Annotated in this window: 19 protein-coding genes; 11 read left to right on the top strand and 8 right to left on the bottom strand. The window is 71.4% G+C overall.

From position 1 onward, the window contains the following. Window positions 1-16 precede the first annotated feature (16 nt). Complete coding sequence (locus AC1ROY_RS10240; protein WP_493148700.1) at window positions 17-2941, top strand: bifunctional [glutamine synthetase] adenylyltransferase/[glutamine synthetase]-adenylyl-L-tyrosine phosphorylase; 2925 nt, start codon at window positions 17-19, stop codon at window positions 2939-2941. Window positions 2942-3048: 107 nt separating this feature from the next. After that, window positions 3049-3336, top strand: a complete 288-nt coding sequence (locus AC1ROY_RS10235; protein ID WP_493148699.1) for a hypothetical protein — start codon at window positions 3049-3051, stop codon at window positions 3334-3336. Window positions 3337-3339: 3 nt separating this feature from the next. Here the strand turns inward: AC1ROY_RS10235 and AC1ROY_RS10230 are convergent, their stop codons facing one another. From AC1ROY_RS10230 to AC1ROY_RS10210, 5 genes are all read right to left on the bottom strand, one after another. After that, window positions 3340-4155: an ABC transporter permease gene (locus AC1ROY_RS10230; protein ID WP_493148698.1), complete on the bottom strand. Its 816-nt coding sequence runs from the start codon at window positions 4153-4155 to the stop codon at window positions 3340-3342. Beyond that, entirely contained in the window at window positions 4152-5066 is a 915-nt protein-coding gene (locus AC1ROY_RS10225) for an ABC transporter permease (RefSeq protein WP_493148697.1), read from the bottom strand. The genes AC1ROY_RS10230 and AC1ROY_RS10225 overlap by 4 nt, the downstream gene beginning before the upstream one ends. Further along, window positions 5063-5452 (bottom strand): VOC family protein, encoded by a 390-nt coding sequence (locus tag AC1ROY_RS10220; RefSeq protein ID WP_493148696.1) that lies wholly within the window; start codon window positions 5450-5452, stop codon window positions 5063-5065. Before AC1ROY_RS10220 ends, AC1ROY_RS10225 begins: the two co-directional genes overlap by 4 nt. Beyond that, a complete protein-coding gene (locus AC1ROY_RS10215) occupies window positions 5452-7116 on the bottom strand; it encodes a peptide ABC transporter substrate-binding protein (RefSeq protein WP_493148695.1) in 1665 nt (554 codons plus the stop codon). The genes AC1ROY_RS10220 and AC1ROY_RS10215 overlap by 1 nt, the downstream gene beginning before the upstream one ends. Before the next feature lie 73 nt (window positions 7117-7189). Further along, window positions 7190-7633: a PPC domain-containing DNA-binding protein gene (locus tag AC1ROY_RS10210; RefSeq protein ID WP_493148694.1), complete on the bottom strand. Its 444-nt coding sequence runs from the start codon at window positions 7631-7633 to the stop codon at window positions 7190-7192. A gap of 285 nt (window positions 7634-7918) precedes the next feature. On the opposite strand from AC1ROY_RS10210, the gene AC1ROY_RS10205 reads away from it, so the two are divergent. Continuing rightward, entirely contained in the window at window positions 7919-8344 is a 426-nt protein-coding gene (locus AC1ROY_RS10205; protein WP_493148693.1) for an organic hydroperoxide resistance protein, read from the top strand. Between the two features lie 28 nt (window positions 8345-8372). Then, window positions 8373-9146 carry an alpha/beta fold hydrolase gene (locus tag AC1ROY_RS10200; protein WP_493148692.1) on the top strand — a complete coding sequence of 258 codons (774 nt, stop codon included), beginning with the start codon at window positions 8373-8375 and terminating at the stop codon, window positions 9144-9146. Window positions 9147-9207: 61 nt separating this feature from the next. Here the strand turns inward: AC1ROY_RS10200 and AC1ROY_RS10195 are convergent, their stop codons facing one another. Then, the gene (locus AC1ROY_RS10195) at window positions 9208-9933 is read right to left on the bottom strand and encodes an orotate phosphoribosyltransferase (RefSeq protein WP_493148691.1); all 726 of its coding nucleotides are present in this window, start codon (window positions 9931-9933) and stop codon (window positions 9208-9210) included. Window positions 9934-9986: 53 nt separating this feature from the next. Here AC1ROY_RS10195 and AC1ROY_RS10190 point away from each other — a divergent pair, with 53 nt between their 5' ends. The 5 genes from AC1ROY_RS10190 to AC1ROY_RS10170 all read left to right on the top strand — a co-directional run bounded on the left by AC1ROY_RS10190 (window position 9987) and on the right by AC1ROY_RS10170 (window position 13879). Then, on the top strand, window positions 9987-10919 hold the full coding sequence (locus AC1ROY_RS10190; protein ID WP_493148690.1) for a mitochondrial fission ELM1 family protein: 933 nt from the start codon (window positions 9987-9989) through the stop codon (window positions 10917-10919). Next, window positions 10916-11788, top strand: coding sequence for a protein-methionine-sulfoxide reductase heme-binding subunit MsrQ (locus tag AC1ROY_RS10185; RefSeq protein ID WP_493148689.1), 873 nt, complete (start codon window positions 10916-10918; stop codon window positions 11786-11788). The genes AC1ROY_RS10190 and AC1ROY_RS10185 overlap by 4 nt, the downstream gene beginning before the upstream one ends. 29 nt (window positions 11789-11817) lie before the next feature. Beyond that, window positions 11818-12888, top strand: coding sequence for a tartrate dehydrogenase (locus tag AC1ROY_RS10180; RefSeq protein WP_493148688.1), 1071 nt, complete (start codon window positions 11818-11820; stop codon window positions 12886-12888). Between the two features lie 63 nt (window positions 12889-12951). Beyond that, on the top strand, window positions 12952-13530 hold the full coding sequence (locus tag AC1ROY_RS10175) for an NAD(P)H-dependent oxidoreductase (protein ID WP_493148687.1): 579 nt from the start codon (window positions 12952-12954) through the stop codon (window positions 13528-13530). Window positions 13531-13639: 109 nt separating this feature from the next. Continuing rightward, complete coding sequence (locus AC1ROY_RS10170; protein WP_493148686.1) at window positions 13640-13879, top strand: hypothetical protein; 240 nt, start codon at window positions 13640-13642, stop codon at window positions 13877-13879. Window positions 13880-13897: 18 nt separating this feature from the next. On the opposite strand, the gene AC1ROY_RS10165 is transcribed toward AC1ROY_RS10170, so the two are convergent. Beyond that, entirely contained in the window at window positions 13898-14308 is a 411-nt protein-coding gene (locus AC1ROY_RS10165; protein ID WP_493148685.1) for a hypothetical protein, read from the bottom strand. Window positions 14309-14335: 27 nt separating this feature from the next. Next, complete coding sequence (locus AC1ROY_RS10160; protein ID WP_493148684.1) at window positions 14336-15493, bottom strand: aminotransferase; 1158 nt, start codon at window positions 15491-15493, stop codon at window positions 14336-14338. An 83-nt stretch (window positions 15494-15576) separates the two neighbouring features. Here AC1ROY_RS10160 and AC1ROY_RS10155 point away from each other — a divergent pair, with 83 nt between their 5' ends. Continuing rightward, window positions 15577-16491, top strand: a complete 915-nt coding sequence (locus tag AC1ROY_RS10155) for a TIGR03571 family LLM class oxidoreductase (protein WP_493148683.1) — start codon at window positions 15577-15579, stop codon at window positions 16489-16491. 87 nt (window positions 16492-16578) lie between these two features. Further along, window positions 16579-17160 (top strand): carboxymuconolactone decarboxylase family protein, encoded by a 582-nt coding sequence (locus AC1ROY_RS10150; RefSeq protein ID WP_493148682.1) that lies wholly within the window; start codon window positions 16579-16581, stop codon window positions 17158-17160. Window positions 17161-17365 lie beyond the last annotated feature (205 nt).

The raw sequence follows: 17365 nt of genomic DNA, 5'->3' as shown, positions 1-17365 counted from the left end.
GGTTCTCCTGTGCGGCATGGTCCCGCTCTACGATCCCGAAGCCGTCCAGCGCCTGCACGACCGGCTCGCCGCCGGCAGCGCCGCGCAGCAGGCCCTCGGCGCGCGCGCCGATTCGGCGCCGCTCCTCGACGTGATGGCCGCGCACAGCCCCTTCCTGGCCGACCTCTGCTGGGCCGAGTCCCCGACGCTGACCCGCCTGCTCGACCGCGGGCCGGAGGAGGCGCTGCAATGCGCGCTCGAGCCGCTGACCAAGGCCGACCCGACGGCCGCGCGCGACGCGGTCGCGAGCCTGCTGCGCCGGGCCAAGCGCCAGGGCGCCCTGGTGGCGGCCGCGGCCGACCTGTCCGGCGCCTGGGCGCTGGACCGGGTGACCCAGGCGCTGAGCGACCTCGCCGATCTCTCGATCGACTTCGCCTGCGCCCATCTGCTGCTCGATGCCAACAGGCGCGGCCAGCTCCGGCTGGCCCGCGCCAAGGGTGAGCCCAGGCAGATCACGAAGGGCTCCGGCCTCATCGTGCTGGGCATGGGGAAACTCGGCGGGCGGGAGCTGAACTACTCCTCGGATGTCGATCTGATGCTTCTTCATGATCCTGATTCGCCTTCCTATCACGAAGAACACGGCGCGGCTCCCTATGTCCGCCTCGCCCGGGACCTGGTCCGGCTGATGGAGGAACGCACGGCCGAGGGTTACGTCTTCCGGACCGACCTCCGGCTGCGGCCCGACCCGGCGGCGACGCCCCTCTGCGTCAGCGTGCCCATGGCGCTCTCCTATTACGAGAGCCTGGGCCAGAACTGGGAGAGGGCCGCCATGATCAAGGCTCGGCCGGTGGCCGGCGACCGCGCGGCCGGCGAGGCCTTCCTCCGCGAGCTGCGCCCCTTCGTCTGGCGCCGGCACCTGGATTTCGCGGCCGTGGCCGACATCCACTCCATCAAGCGGCAGATCAACCGCCACAAGGCCGAGCGGGGCGCGGGCAGCGAGATCGGCGTCGCCGGGCACGACGTGAAGCTCGGCGCGGGCGGCATCCGCGAGATCGAGTTCACCGTGCAGGTGCTGGAGCTCATCTGGGGCGGGCGCGACCCGGCGCTGCGCGACCCGACCACGCTGGGCGCCCTGGCCGCCCTGGCCGCGGCGGGCAAGCTGGACCGGCGGGCGGCGGCCGATCTCGCCGACGCCTATGTCTTCCTGCGCACCACCGAGCACCGGCTGCAGATGGTCGCCGACCGGCAGACCCACCGGCTGCCCGAGGACCCAGGGGAGCTGGCCCGCATCGCCAGCTTCATGGGCTATGCGAGCATCGAGGCCTTCGCCGAGGCGCTGACCGCGCATCAGCGGCGGGTGCAGGGGCACTACGCCAAGCTCTTCGAGGCCGCGCCGCAGCTCAGCTCCTCCGACGACTCGGGGAACCTCGTCTTCACCGGGGTGGACGACGACCCCGAGACCATGGCGACCCTCCGCGGCATGGGCTTCCGCGATCCGGCCTCGGTCGCGGCCATGGTGCGGAGCTGGCACCACGGCCGCCCGCGCGCCATGCGCAGCGAGCGGGCGCGCGAGCTGCTGACGGAGCTGATGCCGGCCCTGCTCGCCGCCTTCGCCCGCCAGCGCGAGCCGGATGCGGCGCTGGCGCGCTTCGACATGCTGCTGCAGCGGCTGGCCGCGGGGGTGCAGTGGCTCTCGCTGCTGCACCGCAACCCGCGGCTGCTGGTCCGGCTCGCCGGGCTGCTGGGCGCGGCGCCGCAGCTCGCCGACCACATCGCGCGGCGGCCGGCGGCGCTGGAGGGGCTGCTGGCCGGCAGCTACGCGGCGCCCGGCGAGAAGCCCCTGGCCGCCCTGCCCGCCCTGATGCGGGAGGCGCGCGACCTGGAGGAAGCGCTGGACGCCACCCGCCGCCTCGTCACCGAGCACATGGTCGAGGTGGACGCGGCGGAGCTGGAAGGCCGGCTGGACGCAGATTCCTCGGGCGAGCAGCGCAGCGCGATCGCCGACGCCGCCATCTCCGCCCTGCTGCCGGCCGTGCAGAACGATTTCGCCCGCCGCTTCGGCCGCGTGCCCGGCGGGGGCCTCGCGGTGCTGGCGCTGGGAAAGCTCGGCGGGCGGGAGATGCTGCCGGGCTCGGACCTCGACCTCATCTTCATCTACGACCACGAGCCCGAGGCCGAGGCGAGCGAGGGCGGCGCGCGGTCGCTGGCGCCCTCGGAATACTTCATCCGGCTGTCGCACCAGGTGGTGGCGGCGCTGACCACGCCGGGCCGCCACGGCAGCGCCTTCGAGGTGGATATGCGGCTGCGGCCCTCGGGCAACAAGGGCCCGGTGGCCACGCGGCTCTCCTCCTTCGAGCGCTACCACATGGGGGAGGCCTGGACCTGGGAGCGCATGGCCCTCACCCGGGCGCGCGTGGTGGCGGGGCCCGCAGGGCTGTCCCGGCAGATCGCGGCGGCGGTCGACGCCGCGCTCACCGCGCCGCGGGATGCGGCGAAGGTCCTGGCCGACGCGGCCTCGATGCGGGCCCGCATGCTGCGGGAACTCCCGGCGGACGGTCCCTGGGACCTCAAGGCCATGCCCGGCGGCCTGGTGGAGGTGGAGTTCATCGCCCAGGCCATGACCGTGGCCCATGCGGCGGAGCACCCACGCCTGCTGCGGCGGACGACGCGGCTGGTGCTGGGCGAGCTTGGCCGCCAGGGGCTGATCGACGAGCGCGAGGCCGCGACGCTCATCCAGGCGGAGCGGCTCTGGCGCGCCCTGCTCGGGCTGATGCGGCTGACCGTCGGCAAGTGGAAGGAGCCGGGCCTGCCGGTGACGGTGGAGGAGGCGCTGCGGCTCGGCGCCGGGACGCTGGTGCATCAGGAGGTGCACGACCTCGCCGAGCTGCGCGAGGTGATGGCGGCGCATGCGGCCACGGTGCGCGCGGGCTTCCAGCGGCATCTGGGCAGCTTGTCCGGCTGAACGATTCCTCACCGGAACAACATGCCTTGGAACGGTGACAATTCGGCCCGGATGGTGCCCGGACATGGACCCTGAATGACTCCCTGGACATTTCCATGGAGGACATCATGCATCGGATTCTCATGGCGGCGGCCCTCGGCCTGGGGCTGATCTCCGGCACTGCCGGCGCCGCGCCCGCCATCAGCGCGGCGCCCGTGGTCGTGGCGGATCCGGTGATGACGGTGCAGCACCGGCACCATGGGTACCAACGGCCGCACTACCACCGGCCGCACCATCACCATCACCATCACCGGCCCTACTATGCGCCGCCGCCGCGCCCGCACTGGCACCATCATCACCGGCCGTATCACCATGGCTACCATCACCGGCCCTACCGTCATTACGGCTGGCGTTAGCCGCTAGCGCCGGCGGGCCACCCCGTCGGCGACGAGGTTGCAGCCGAGCACGGTGAGCAGGATCGCCAGCCCCGGCCAGAGCGCGGCCAGCGGCGCCTGGAAGACCAGTTCCTGCGCATTGGCCAGCATGTTGCCCCAGGAGGGCGCGGGCGGCGCGATGCCGAGGCCGAGGAAGCTCAGCACACTCTCCGACAGCACGGCGCCGCCCACGGCCAGCGCCGTCGCGATGGCGATGGGCGCCGCGAGCTGCGGCAGCACGTGGCGCCACAGAACGCGCGCCTCGCCGACGCCCAGCGCCCGGGCCGCGCGCACGAAGTCGCGCGCCAGCACGGAGAGCGCCGTCGCCCGCACCAGCCGCGCCACGCCGACCCAGCCGAAGGCCGCGAGCAGTGCCGCGATCCGGAGGATGTCGGCCGCCGCCTCGCCGCGCGGCAGGCCGACGACGGACGGGTCGAGCGCGGCCAGGATCACCAGCAGCGGCAGCGCCGGAAGTGCGAGCAGCCCGTCGGCGAGGCGCATGAGGGCGGCGTCCAGCCAGCCGCCGCGCCAGGCCGCGAGGAGGCCCACGATCGTGCCGATCAGCGTGGCGGCCAGGGCGGCCATCAGGCCCACGATCAGCGAGACCCGGGCGCCGTAGAGCAGCCGCAGGAGGATGTCGCGGCCGAGATCGTCCGTGCCCAGCGGATGGATGGAAGAGGGCGGCTCGAAGCGGCTGAAGAGATCCGGCAGGAAGGGATCGTGGCCGAGCCAGGTCGCGGCCAGCGGCGCGGCGATGGCGGCCAGGACCAGGGCAGCGAGAAGGATGAGGCCAGTCCTCACGCGATCCTCGGGTCCAGCCAGCGCTGGGCCAAGTCGGCCGCCAGCGTCGCCAGCATCGTCACGATCGCCACCACCAGCAGCGCGAGCAGCGCGAGGTTGAAGTCGTTGCCCATCACCGCGTCGTAGATGAGCTTCCCCATGCCGGGCCGCGCGAAGATCGTCTCCGTGATGAGCGCGCCCGAGACCAGCGATCCCGCATCCAGCGCCGCTATGGTCAGCAGCGGCACGCCGGCATTGGGCAGGGCATGCCGCCATAGGATGCGGGCTTCGCCGGCGCCCTGGGCGCGGGCCGTGCGGATGTGCGGCTCGGCCATCGCCGTGGCCAAAGCGGAAGCGGCGTGGCGCGCGTAGCTCGCCAGATGTGCGAAGGCGAGCGTCGCGACGGGAAGGATCAGGAAGCGCCCTCCCCCCTCGCCGCCCGCCGGCAGCCAGCCGAGTTGCACCGCGAAGAGGATGATCAGCAGCAGCCCGAGCCAGAAGGAGGGCACCGCCTGGGCGAAGAGCGCCAGCCCCTGCACGGCCGGCGCCAGCCGCGGCTTCAGCGCCGCCAGCGCGCCGAGGCCGACGCCGACCCCGATGGCGATGACCAGGGCGACGCCCAGCAGCTGCAGCGAGCTCCACAAGGCCGGCCCCAGAAGCTGCGCCACCGGCTGCGCGAAAAGCCGCGAGTGCCCGAAATTCCCCTGCAGCACCGCCCCGGCCCAGGCGAGGTAGCGCGCCATCAGCGGCTGATCGAGCCCGTGCAGCGCGCGCAGCCGCGCCGCATCCTCCGAGGTCAGCCGCGGATCGCCGGCGATGGCGAGGTCGATGGGATCGCCCGGCATCAGCGCGATCAGCAGGAAGGCGCAGAACGAGAGGATCGCGGCCGTCACCGCGATCTGCGCGAGGCGCCAGAGGATGAGGCGGGTCACGCCTCCGCCCGGTGGCAGGCGGCCTCGACGCGATTGCCGTCGGGGTCGAGCAGGAAGGCGGCATAGTACTGGTCGTGATATTCGGGGCGAGGGCCGGGCGGCCCGTCGTCGCGGCCGCCATGGGCGAGGCCGGTGGCGTGAAAGGCGCGGACGGCGGCGCGGTTGGGCGCCCGGAAGCACCAGTGCCGACGGTCGGCCGCCACGCCGGGGCGCACATGGACGGCGAGGTAGCTGTGCGCGTCGTCCTCGGGCGTGCTGCGGATGCCGTAGCCGATGCCCTCCTCCGTCACCCAGACCCGCGGCACGCCGATCGCCCCCATGACCGCATCATAGAAGCGCAGCGCGGGCTCCAGCGCGTTCACGGTGATGGAGACGTGGTCCAGCATCAGCGCACCCGCCACTCCTCGGCCCAGAGGCTCGAGAAGTTCAGGTGGCCCGTGGGCCGCACGCCGTCCAGCCAGGCCGGCCAGACATGCGCGTCCTGCCGGAACCAGAGCGGCAGCGAGGGCAGCTCCTCGGCATAGATGGCCTGCAGGCGATGCCAGAGCGCGCGGCGCTTCTCGCGGTCCAGCTCGATGGGCAGCGCCTCCAGCAGCGCGTCCATCTCCGCGTTGCGGAATCCGGGATAGTTCTGGCCGGACCAGTTGCGCGCGGCGGTCGGGATCTCCTCGGAATGAAGCGTGGTGCGCGGCACGCCCTCAGGCGAGGAGACCCAGGCATAGAGCGCCGCGCCCTGGAAGCGCCGGCGCGACATGGTCTCGCCGAAGAAGACGCGCGGCGGCTCGTTGCGGATGCGCGCCTCCACGCCGATCTGGCGCCATTGCGCCTGGACCACCTGCTGCACCGCCTCGCGCGAGCGGTTGCCGGCGGTGGTCATGAGCTCGAAGGAGAGGCGCTCGCCGGCGGCGTTGCGGCGGATGCCGTCGGGGCCGGGGCGCCAGCCGGCCTCGTCGAGCAGCGCCGCCGCGCGGCGTGCGTCATAAGGCCAGCTCTGGACATTCGGGTCGCTCGGCCAGTCGAGCGGGTTCACGTTGCTGTTGGCGACGGTCTGCCGCCCCTCGAAGAGCCGCGCCACGATCTGCGCGCGGTCCAGCCCCAGCAGCAGCGCCTGCCGCACGCGGCGGTCGGCGAAGAGGGGCATGTCGAGGTTGAGGTCCATGTGCTCGTAGATCAGGCCGGGCCGGAACTCCACGCGGAAGCGCGCGCCGGTGCGGCGGGCCAGGGCGCTGGCCTGCTCGACCGGCAGGCCGAGCTCGCCGGCGATCATGTCCACCTGTCCCGCGAGGAGCTGGGCCTCCAGGGCCGGTGTGCTCTCCACGGCGCGGATCACGATGCGGCGGAAGGCGGGCGCGGCGCCGTCCCATTGCGCGTTGCGCTCCAGCGTGATGGCGGAGCCCGGCTGCACCTGCACGACGCGGTAAGGGCCGTTCCAGAGACCGGGCGTCGTGGGCTCCGTGTCGTAGAGGGTGCGGGTGCGGTAGCTGCGCGGATCGGACCGCCAGCGCTCACGCTCCAGATGGGCGGGGAGCGGCGCGAAGTCGCCGAGGCTTGCGAATTCGAAGGTCACGCGGTCGAAGCGCAGCGTGAAGGTCCTGATGTCGTCGGCGATGAACTCGTAGGCGGAGCGGTAGAATTCGGCCGGACCGATGCCGGTGGCGGGCTCGCGGCCGGCCTCGTAGGCGAAGCGGAGGTCATCGGTGGTGATGGGCGTGCCGTCGCCCCAGCGCAGGCCCTCGCGCAGGCGCCAAGTGACGCGGATCCCGGGCTTGCCGTCCGGCGTGGTCTCCAGCCGCGCGAGGCCGTTCTCCAGCGTGGGCAGAGTCTCGCAGAGCAGGCAGACCAGCTTCCAGTCGGCGTCGTAGGCCGTGACCGGGCGGCGGACGAAGCCCAGCGTGTAGGACTTCGCCACCATGCTCTCGATGTTCGGATGCAGCGTGGACGGGTACTGCGTGATGCCGATGGTCAGCGTGTCGCGCGCGCTGTTGTCGCGCGTCTGGGCAGCGGCGGGGATCGCCCAGACCAGGATGAGGAACAGGAAACGGGCGACCATCCAGAACTCCGGGCCAGGGCCGACCATGGTGGCCCGGCCCGGCACTCAGGGGCAACCGCCGTGCGGCGAAAGGTCACGCGCCCGGATCGATCAGCGCGATCCCGAGCTCCGGCCGCTTCTTGCGCCGCAGATGGGCCGGCGCCTCGGTGACTGTCACCTCCAGGGTGGGCCGCACGATCGCCTCGAACAGATGCCCGCCCCGCACCGACCCATCGCGTAGGCCGAGCACCACATGCGCATGCAGGCTCGGCGCACCCTCGTCATCCACCGCGATGTCGCCGACCAGGCTCAGCACCTCGACCTGCCCGGCAACGGGAATCTTCACGTACTCCTTCGTCGCGATGTCGAACCAGGCGACCGTCGCACGCTCGAACGCGCCCAGCGCGGTCAGCGAGGCGGCGCCGATGCCCTCCGCCTTCGCGAAATCCGTGATGGCGGCAAAGGCTTCCTCTCCCGGATCGAGCACCAGGAGAAAGGTCTTCTGCCCGCCCGCGGTGGCGATCATCTTCGACTTCATGGGCCCTCCGTCGCGTCCTGTTCTCCGGCATCAACACGCGAAGCGCAGGATGGTCGCGGGTCCGGACGGCGGAGCGGCGCCGGCGACGGGCGGCTCGTAGCCTCACCGGATTCAGCGCCACGGGCCTTCCGCCTCATTGGTCGGCAGCGACATCCTCCGCGCCGAACGGCGTATCATCACGAAAAATAATATCGCGATAAAAATTTTCCTGGACAAGGCTGATGGTCGCCGCTAAACGAAACATATCGCGATAACAAATATCGCGACATGTCAGGGAATGGCCTCATGAACATCCTCTACCGCACCGAAGCCACCGCCACGGGCGGCCGCACCGGCCAGGCTTCCACCGCCGATGGCGCGTTCAGCGCCACGCTGGCCACGCCGAAGGAGCTGGGCGGCGCCGGCGGCCCCGGCACCAACCCCGAGCAGCTCTTCGCCTCCGGCTATGCCGCCTGCTTCCTCGGCGCCCTGAAGTTCGTCGCCGGCCAGCGCAAGGTGAAGATCGCCGAGGACAGCAGCGTCACGGCCGCCGTCGGCATCGGCCGGCGCGACGACGGCCAGGGCTTCGGCCTCGACGTCGCGCTGACCATCGCGCTCCCCGGCGTCGAGCCGGCCCTCGCGCAGGAGCTCGTCGATCAGGCGCATGTCGTCTGCCCCTACTCCCACCTCACCCGCAACGGCCTCGACGTGCGCCTGTCGCTGGCCGCCTGACCCTCCCCCTCAGAAAGGAACCATCGCCATGTCCACCCCCCGTCGTGACCTCATCCTGGCCTCCGCCGCGACCCTCGCCGCGGCGGGCGCCGCCCAGGCCCAGCCCACCCCGCCCCGCCCCATCCGGAACGTGGTGCTGGTGCATGGCGCCTTCGCCGACGGCTCCGGCTGGCGCGGCGTCTATGACGAGCTGACCGCGCGCGGATACCGGGTCAGCATCGTGCAGAACCCGCTCACCTCCCTGGCCGACGACGTCGCGGCGACGCGCCGCGTCCTCGCCCGCCAGAACGGCCCGGCCATCCTCGTCGGCCACTCCTATGGCGGCACCGTCATCACCGAGGCGGGGACGGACCCGAAGGTCGCCGGCCTGGTCTATGTCTCCGCGCTGGCGCCGGATGCCGGCGAGTCCACCGGCGAGCAGTTCGCCGAGATCCCGGCCCCGCCGGAATTCGTCATCGAGCCGGGGCCCGACGGCTTCGGCTTCGTGAACCTGGAGAAGTTCAAGATCGGCTTCGCCGGAGACACCAGCGACGCGGATGCCGCCTTCCTGCGCGACTCGCAGGTGCCCATCAACATGGCGATCTTCGGCACCAAGCTCACCCAGGCCGCCTGGCGCAGCCGGCCGAGCTGGGCGGTGGTGGCGACGCAGGACAAGGCGATCGACCCGCGGCTCCTCCGCCGGACCGCGCAACGCATCGGCGCGGTCACCCGGGAGGTGGAGGGCAGCCATGTCGTCTTCCTGACCCAGCCGAAGGCCGTGGCCGAGGTGATCGTCCAGGCCGCCCAGGGCGCCGCGCGCTAGGCTCTTCGGCCGCGGCGTGCGGGCAGGCGGCGCCTCGCGGCTCCGCCTGCCGCCCCCGCGATCAGCCGGCCTTGACCTTGTGGGCCAGTGCCTCTTCCAGACTGCCGACGCCGCCATGCGAGCGGCTCCAGCCCACCGGATCCTCCAGGAACTTTCTCACGCCCGTCAGCGAGGATTCCGGGAAATAGGCCTTCTCGCGGCAGACCTCGAGCACGTCCCACCAGGTCGCCAGGTGGTGCAGCTGGAGGTCCATCGCCTTCATCTGCTCGAAGCTGCCGGGGAAGACGCCGTAGTAGAAGACCACGAAAGTGTGCCCGCACTTCGCCCCTGCCTCGCGCAGCGCCTCGGCGAAGCGGATCTTGCTGGCGCCGTCGGTGGTGAGGTCCTCGACGAGCAGCGTCTCCTTGCCCACGGGCACGTCGCCCTCGATGAGCGCGTTGCGGCCGAAGCCCTTGGGCTTCTTGCGCACATAGGCCATGGGCAGGTTCATGCGGTCGGCGATCCAGGCGGCGAAGGGGATGCCCGCCGTCTCACCGCCGGCGATGCTCTCGATCGTCTCGAAGCCCACCGCGCGGTTGATCTTCTCCACGCCGAGGTCGCTGATCCGGGTGCGGGCGCGCGGGTAGGAGATGATCTTGCGGCAATCGATGTAGACGGGGCTCTTCCAGCCGGAGGTCAGGGTATAGGGTTCCTCGGGGCGGAAATTGACCGCCTTGATCTCCAGGAGGATACGCGCGGTGGTCAGGGCCGCATCCTGATCCCAATCCGAGGCGTGATGGCCACTCATTCTTCTGCTCCGGCTCAAACGGCGTCTCGTAACGCCCGGCGCCTTTCCCGTCCATGAGCGTCTGGGTCCTGGAAGACCCGCGTGCGGGGACTGCCGCCCAGTCGCTGGGCATCGCGGAGCGGCTGGGGGTGCCCTTCCGGCGGATCCCGCTGCGCTTCGGCCCCTGGGCGAGGGTGCTCTGGCCCTGGCCGACCCTGGCCGGGCTGGCCGACCGGTCGGAATTCGCGCCGCCCTGGCCGGAGCTGGTGATCTCCTCCGGCCGCCGCGCGGCGCCGGTGTCGCGCTGGCTGCGGGCGCGCGGGGCCCGGACGGTCCACACCATGCGGCCGGGCTTCGGCGCCGGCGATTTCGACCTGCTGGTGATCGGCTCGCTCGATTCGCCCGCGCCGGCAGCGAATGTGATGGTCATCCAGGGCTCCGCCCATCGGCTGACGCCCGAGGCGCTCGCCGCCGCTCCCGCCGATTTCCCGGAGCTGGCCGCCCTGCCCTCGCCCCGCGTGGCGCTGGTGCTGGGCGGGCCGGTGCGGTCGGAGAACATGGCGCCGGAGGTCGCGGCCCGCATCGCCAGGGAAGCCGCCTGCCTGGGCGCCAGCGTGATGGCCACCACCTCCCGCCGCACGGGCGTAACCGCGGCCGAGGCCGTGGCGAATGCGCTGTCGGACGTGCCCCATCACCTCCATCGCTGGGGGACGTCCGGTCCCAACCCCTACCGGGCGATGCTGGCCCTGGCGGACATTCTGGTTGTCACCGGCGACTCCACCACCATGCTCTCCGAGGTCCTGATGACGACCGCCCCCCTCCTCATCGCCGATCCCGGCGGGCTCGGCGCCCGCCACCGCACCCTGACCGAGGAGTTGGTGCGGACGGGCATGGCCGCCCGGCTGGGCAGCGCCCTGCCCCCGCCCCATCGGGCGCTGGACGAGACGAGCCGCATCGTGGCCGAGATCCGCGCGCGGGGGCTGGTTCCCCAAGGGTTGATCCCATGAGGCCGCCGCGCGCCGAGCGGGCGCCCGTGAAGCAGGTCCCGAACTGGGTGCTCTGGCGCGAGCGCAACGGCAAGCTTTCGCCCCTGCGCATCGTCGCGCTGACGCTCCTGATCCTGCCCACCTTCTTCATCCTGGCGGACTGGTGGCAGGACAATCTCGGCCCCGAGCCGCTGAACGCCGCCATGCACGAGACCGGCCGCTGGTCCATCCGCTTCCTGATCGCGAGCCTCGCCGTCACGCCGGCGGGCCGCATCCTGGCCTGGCCGCGGCTCTACCAGATCCGCCGCATGGTGGGGCTCGGCGCGCTGGCCTGGGTGCTGCTGCACCTCGTGCTCTATCTCGCCGACCAGAACTGGATCATCACGACCGCCATCGCCGAGATCGTGAAGCGCTTCTATCTGACCATCGGCTTCGTCGCGATAACAGGGCTGTGCGTGCTGGGCTGGACCTCCACCGACGGCTGGATGCGCCGGCTCGGCCGCGGCTGGAAGCGGCTGCACCGGCTGATCTTCCCGATCGTGATCCTGGGAATGCTGCACGCCTTCATCCAGGCCAAGTCCGACGTGAGCCAGGAGAGCCTGCTGACCGGCATCCTCCTCTGGCTGCTGCTCTGGCGGCTGATCCCGGCGCGGTACCAGTCCAACCTGCTGGCCCTCGCCGCGCTCACGGTCCTGGCCTTCCTGGCCAGCGTCGCCACCGAATACGCCTGGTACGCGCTGGCCACGAACCTGCCCGCCAGCCGCGTCGCAGCCGCCAATTTCGACCTCACCTTCGGGCCGCGGCCGGCCGCCTGGGCCGCCATCGGCATGGCGGGCTTCGTCCTGCTAACCGCGGCCTGGCAGCTTGTCCAAAGGCTGCGCCGGGCGTAACCCGAAAACCTTCGAGGATGGGACACGTCATGGCACGCACGCACCGCATCGCCGTCATTCCGGGCGATGGAATCGGCAAGGAAACCACGCCCGAGGGCCTGCGCGTGCTCGACGCCGCCGCCCGCCGCTTCGGCTTCGACCTGAAGCTCACGCATTACGACTGGTCCTGCGAGACCTACACCAAGACCGGCAAGATGATGCCCGATGACGGGCTCGACCAGCTGAAAGACAGCGACAGCGTCTTCCTCGGCGCCGTGGGCTGGCCGGGCGTGCCGGACCACACCTCGCTCTGGGGCCTGCTGATCCCGATCCGCCGCGGCTTCGACCAGTATGTCTCGCTGCGCCCCTGCAAGCTGCTGCCGGGCGTCTCCACCCCGCTCGCCAACCGCACGCCGGCCGAGATCGACTTCTACGTCGTCCGCGAGAACACCGAGGGCGAGTACTCCTCCGTCGGCGGCCGGATGTTCCCGGGCACGGACCGCGAGTTCGTCTCGCAGCAGAGCATCCTGACCCGCACCGGCACCGACCGCATCATCAAGTATGCCTTCGAGCTCGCGATGAAGCGCCCGCGCAAGAAGGTGACATCAGCCACCAAGTCCAACGGCATCACCTTCACCATGCCCTATTGGGACGAGCGCTTCGCCGAGATGGCCAAGAGCTACCCCGAGGTGAAGACGGACCAGTTCCACATCGACATCCTGTGCGCGCATTTCGTGCAGCATCCGGACTGGTTCGACGTGGTGGTCGGCTCGAACCTGTTCGGCGACATCCTCTCGGACCTCGGGCCCGCCGTGGCCGGCTCCATCGGCGTGGCGGCTAGCGCCAACATCAACCCCGAGAAGGAATTTCCCTCGATGTTCGAGCCGGTGCACGGCTCGGCGCCGGATATCGCGGGGCGGTTCATCGCGAACCCGATCGGGCAGATCTGGTCGGGCGCGATGATGCTCGACCATCTCGGCGAGCCCGAGGCGGCCAAGGCCATCACCACGGCCATCGAGAAGCTGCTGGCCGATGGCGGCCCGCGCACGCGCGACCTGGGCGGCCAGGCCGGCACGGTGGATGTGGGCAAGGCGATCGCGGAAGCCGTCGCGGCCGCGTAAGCGCTGATATCCCTGCGCTGGATCAGCGCAGGGGACGCGACCGGCGGCGCATGTTCCGGCAGCATGCGCCGCATCCTGATCCTCCAGGGCCACCCCGATCCCCTGCCCTCCCGCCTCTGTGTCGCCCTGGTGAAGGCCTATGCGGAGGGCGCGGAGGCCGCCGGGCATCGGGTCACGCGCCTCACCGTCGCCGACCTCGCCCTGCCGTCCCGGATGACGCCGGAGGAGTTCCAGAGCGGCCCCACCCCGCCCGCGATCGCCGCCCTCCAGCAGGTCCTGCGCGAGGCGGAGCACTGGGTGGTGGTCTATCCGCTCTGGCTCGGCGACATGCCCGCTCTGCTCAAGGGCTTCTTCGAGCAGACGCTGCGGCCGGGCTTCGCCTTCAAGGAGGGCGCCGGCCTCTCGGCGGGGTTGCTGAAGGGCCGGTCAGCGCGGATCGTGGTCACGATGGGCATGCCGGGCTTCGTCTTCCGCAGCTGGTTCCTCTCGGCCAGCCTGCGGGCCCTGCGCTGGAACATCCTGAATTTCGTGGGAATGGGCCCCGTGCGCGAGACGGTGATCGGCGGCGTCGGCGGGCTTTCGGCGCGCCGCGCGGAGGCATGGCTCGCTTCGATGCGCCGGCTCGGCGCCTCTGCGCGATAGTCACAGGACGAAGCTTTTCGCGGGGGAACGGCCGGGCGATACTTGAACAGCCGTTCAGATATGGCTAAGGTGGTATGACATTGCGAATGATTCGCAATTGGAGAGATTGATGGGTCGAGACTTCAGCCATATCGCCCGCCGCTGCGAGCGGGCCGTCGTCACCGCCTATCGCGAGCTGCGCGACGTGGGGACGCCGGACCTGGCCGCCTTCCAGGCCTGCACGACGCTGTATCGCGTGCACCACCCGGAATCCTCGGTCACCGAGGCGCGCCGCCTCGTCGCCGAGTGGGTGGACCATCACGTGATGCGCGAGAGCATGGCGCCGACCCCGGGCTGCGACTGCGACTGACCGCGTCGCGCGGGGCCCCTATCGCCCCGCTCCTTCCAGGCTGATCTCGAGCGTGTAGGCCGTCTCCGTGTGCCGCCGCGCGGCCTGCCGCATCTGGAAAACCCGGATCACATAGGTTCCGCCGGTGGACAACGTCCGCCGGAAGCTCGACCCGGAGGATGCGCCGGCGAAGAGCGCCTGGCGCGCGCCGGGCGCCGTCACGTTGAAAGCGCTGGTCCCGTTGTCGCTGCGCATGGTCACCGACAACGTCTGGCCGGCGCGGACGCCCAGCGCGTAGTCCACCATCCTGTAGCCCGCGAGATTGCCGCTGATCGTGGTACTGCTCGCGCCCGGCGCGAAGCGCACGCGCTCCTGCCGGATGTTCTGGGCCTCCGCCCCCGACGAGACGGCCAGGGCTCCGGCGACGAGCAGGCTTCTGGCCAGGATCATGATCCGCTTCCTCCGGGGTTGGACGTGTCAGCCCAAGCCTGCCAGCCGCGCGGGCAGTTCCGCCAGCCGCTCGGCCTCGGCATTGGCGAAGGCCAGCCGCAGGTGCCGCTCCTGCCCCGGCCCGAAGAAGGGGCCCGGCAGGCAGAGCAGGCCCTTCTCCGCCGCCAGGAACGCCGCCGCCTGCATCGCGTCCGGCGCGCCGTCGGGCAGGCGCAGATAGGCGAAGTAGCTGCCCATCGCGTCGATCCAGCCCTCGTTCAGCGCGGCCCGGCAGGCAGCGGCGCGGGCCGCCATGATGGCACGGTTGCCGGCCCGCCAGTCGCGCAGCGCCGGGATCGCCCAGGTCACCGCCTGCTGGCCCGTTCGCGGCGGGCAGATCTGCAGGGTGTCGATCGCCTTGGCGAGCTGCCGCTGAAACGCCTCTCCCGCGATGACGGCGCCCAGCCGGTGCCCCGGGATGCAGTAGGCCTTGGAGAAGCTGTAGAGATGCACCAGCCCGTCCGGCCATTCGGGATCGCGGAACAACCGATGGGGCGGGCTTTCCGCCTCGGTGAGGAAGTCGCGATAGGTCTCGTCGAGGATGAGCCAGATGCCGTGCCGCCGCGCCAGCCCGGCGAAGGCGTGGATGACCTCCGGCGGATAGACCGCGCCCGTCGGGTTGTTCGGCGTCACCAGCAGGATGGCCCGCGTGCGATCGTCGATGAGCGCGGCGGCGCGCGCCGGGTCCGGCACGAAGCTGTCTTCCGCGCGGCAAGGCAGCGGCCGCGCCTCGATGCCGGACATGCTCAGCGCCATCTGGTGGTTGAAGTACCAGGGCGTGGGGACGAGCAGGTTGTCGCCGGGCGAAGCGACCACCTTCATCACCATCGCGAAGGCCAGGTTGCAGCCGGCGGTGATGGAGACCTGCGTCGCCGCGATGTCCGCACCGTAGAAGAGCGCGGCGTCCTCGGCCAGCGCCTCGCGCAGCGCCGGGTCGCCGGCGATGGGGCCATAGCCGGCCGCGGCGCGCGAGCCGGCCGCCTCGGCGAGCCGCGCCAGCAGCTCCGGATGCGGCGGATAGCCCGGCACCGCCTGGGTCAGGTCCAGCGCCGGCCCGTGCTGGCCCCGGTAGCGCGAGGCCCAGGCGCGGGCGGCGGGGATGGCGGGCTCGGCGGTGTCGAGAATGGTCGGTGCGAAGCGGGGCATGACAGGCAAACTGGCATCGCGGCCCAAGCCTTGGAAGCGGGCGGGCCGGCCTCACAATAGGAGGGCCACACCTCGGAGACCCCATGCCCCTTCCCGAACCCGTGTTCCGCGAGGGGCGGCTGTCCCTCGGCTTCGTCCTGCCGCTGCGCGCGCAGGCCGGACCCGAGGTGGATTTCGCGCAGCAGATCGAGCTGGCGGCCCTCGCCGAGCAACTGGGCTTCGCCGCGATCTGGGTGCGCGACGTGCCGCTGAACGGCCCCTGGTATCCGGAGGAATTCGGCCATCTCGACCCGATGGTGATGCTGTCGGCCATCGCGGCGCGGACCTCGCGCATCGCGCTCGGCACCGCGGCGACGGTGCTGACCCTGCGGCACCCGCTGCACATCGCGAAGGCGGCGGTCTCGCTCGACATCCTCTCCGGCCGACGCTTCGTCCTCGGCCTCGGCTCGGGCGACCGGCGCGAGGAGTTTGCCGCCTTCGGCCAATCCACCGGCGATCGCCGCGACCTTTTCCGCGACCACTGGGAACGCCTCGCCGCGGCGCTGGAAATCCCGCCGCTGATAATCCCGGACATCCCCGGCGACAGCTTCGAGCTGCGGCCTGCGGCCCGGGCCCCCGTCCCGCTGCTGGCCGTCGGCTCCGGCGGCCAGTCGCTGGAGTGGATCGCGCGGCATTCCATGGGATGGGCGACCTATCACCGTCCACCCGAGGTGCAGCACGACCGCTACGCGCTCTGGCGCCGCGCGGTGGAGCGCACGGTGCCGGGCGAGTTCCGCAGCTTCAGCTCCTCGCTGCGCGTGGACCTCGCGCGCGACCGAGCCGCGCCGGCCGAGCCACTGGAGCTCGGCTACCGCACGGGCGTGCTCGGCCTGCGCGCGGTGATCGAGGAGATGCGCGACAGTGGCGTGCACCATGTCATGCTGAACCTCACGCCCGACGGCCGCCCGCCCGAGGAGGCGATGGCGGAGATCGCGGAGGTTGTCCTTCCGGCACTTTAACTTTGCCCGGGGTTGCAGGGCCGCTCGGGCCGAGCACATCCGATCCGGCAGCATCACCTCCGATGCGAAGCCGGAGGCCCGAGCCACATGCGCGTTCCCCTGATCGCCCCATCCGAACTCACCGCCGAGCAGAAGCCGCTCTACGAGGACATGAAGAAGGGCATCTCGTCCAACTTCAACGCCTTCATCGCCATCGCGCCGGAGGGCGACCCCAAACCCGGCGCGCTGATGGGTCCCTGGAACCCCTGGCTCCAGACGCCGCGGCTCGGCGGCCCGATCTGGGAGCTCACCAAGGCCATGTCGATGGGCGCGACCCTGCCGCCCAAGGTGCGCGAGATCGCGATCCTCGTGACCGGCGCGCATTTCGACGCCGCCTACGAGATCTATGCGCATATCGCCGTCGCCGAGCGGCAGGGCCAGAGCGAGGCGCGCCTCGCGACGCTGATCACCGGCTCGCGCCCGGCCGATCTCACCGCCGAGGAGGCCGTCGCCAATGACGTCACCTTCGCCCTGGTCAATGGCGGCGTCCTGCCGGAGCCGGCCTATCGCCTGGCCGTCCGGACCTTCGGACAGGAAGGAACCAACGAGCTGATCTTCCTGATCGGCCTCTATTGCATGGTGGCGACGACGCTCAACGGCTTCAACGTCCCTGTTCCCGAGCGGGAGTGAGCAGCGCCGAGGGCCCTCGGGGATTCTCGATCAGCGTCTGCTCGGTCTGGTGCCGCCAGCGAGCGCAGCGGCGAACAAGTCGCCGCCTCGGGCCGTGAGAGCCCTGCGCCACCGCAGGGCGTCACGTCGTCCAGCATTAGCAGCCCCTATGAGCTCGGCGCGCCGGGCATGACGGGTGCGAAGCGGGATCGGACATGAGCCGGAC

The sequence above is a fragment of the Roseococcus sp. GW821-FHT12F05 genome (genome assembly GCF_058806835.1).
This window is presented reverse-complemented; position numbering and strand designations above follow the sequence as displayed.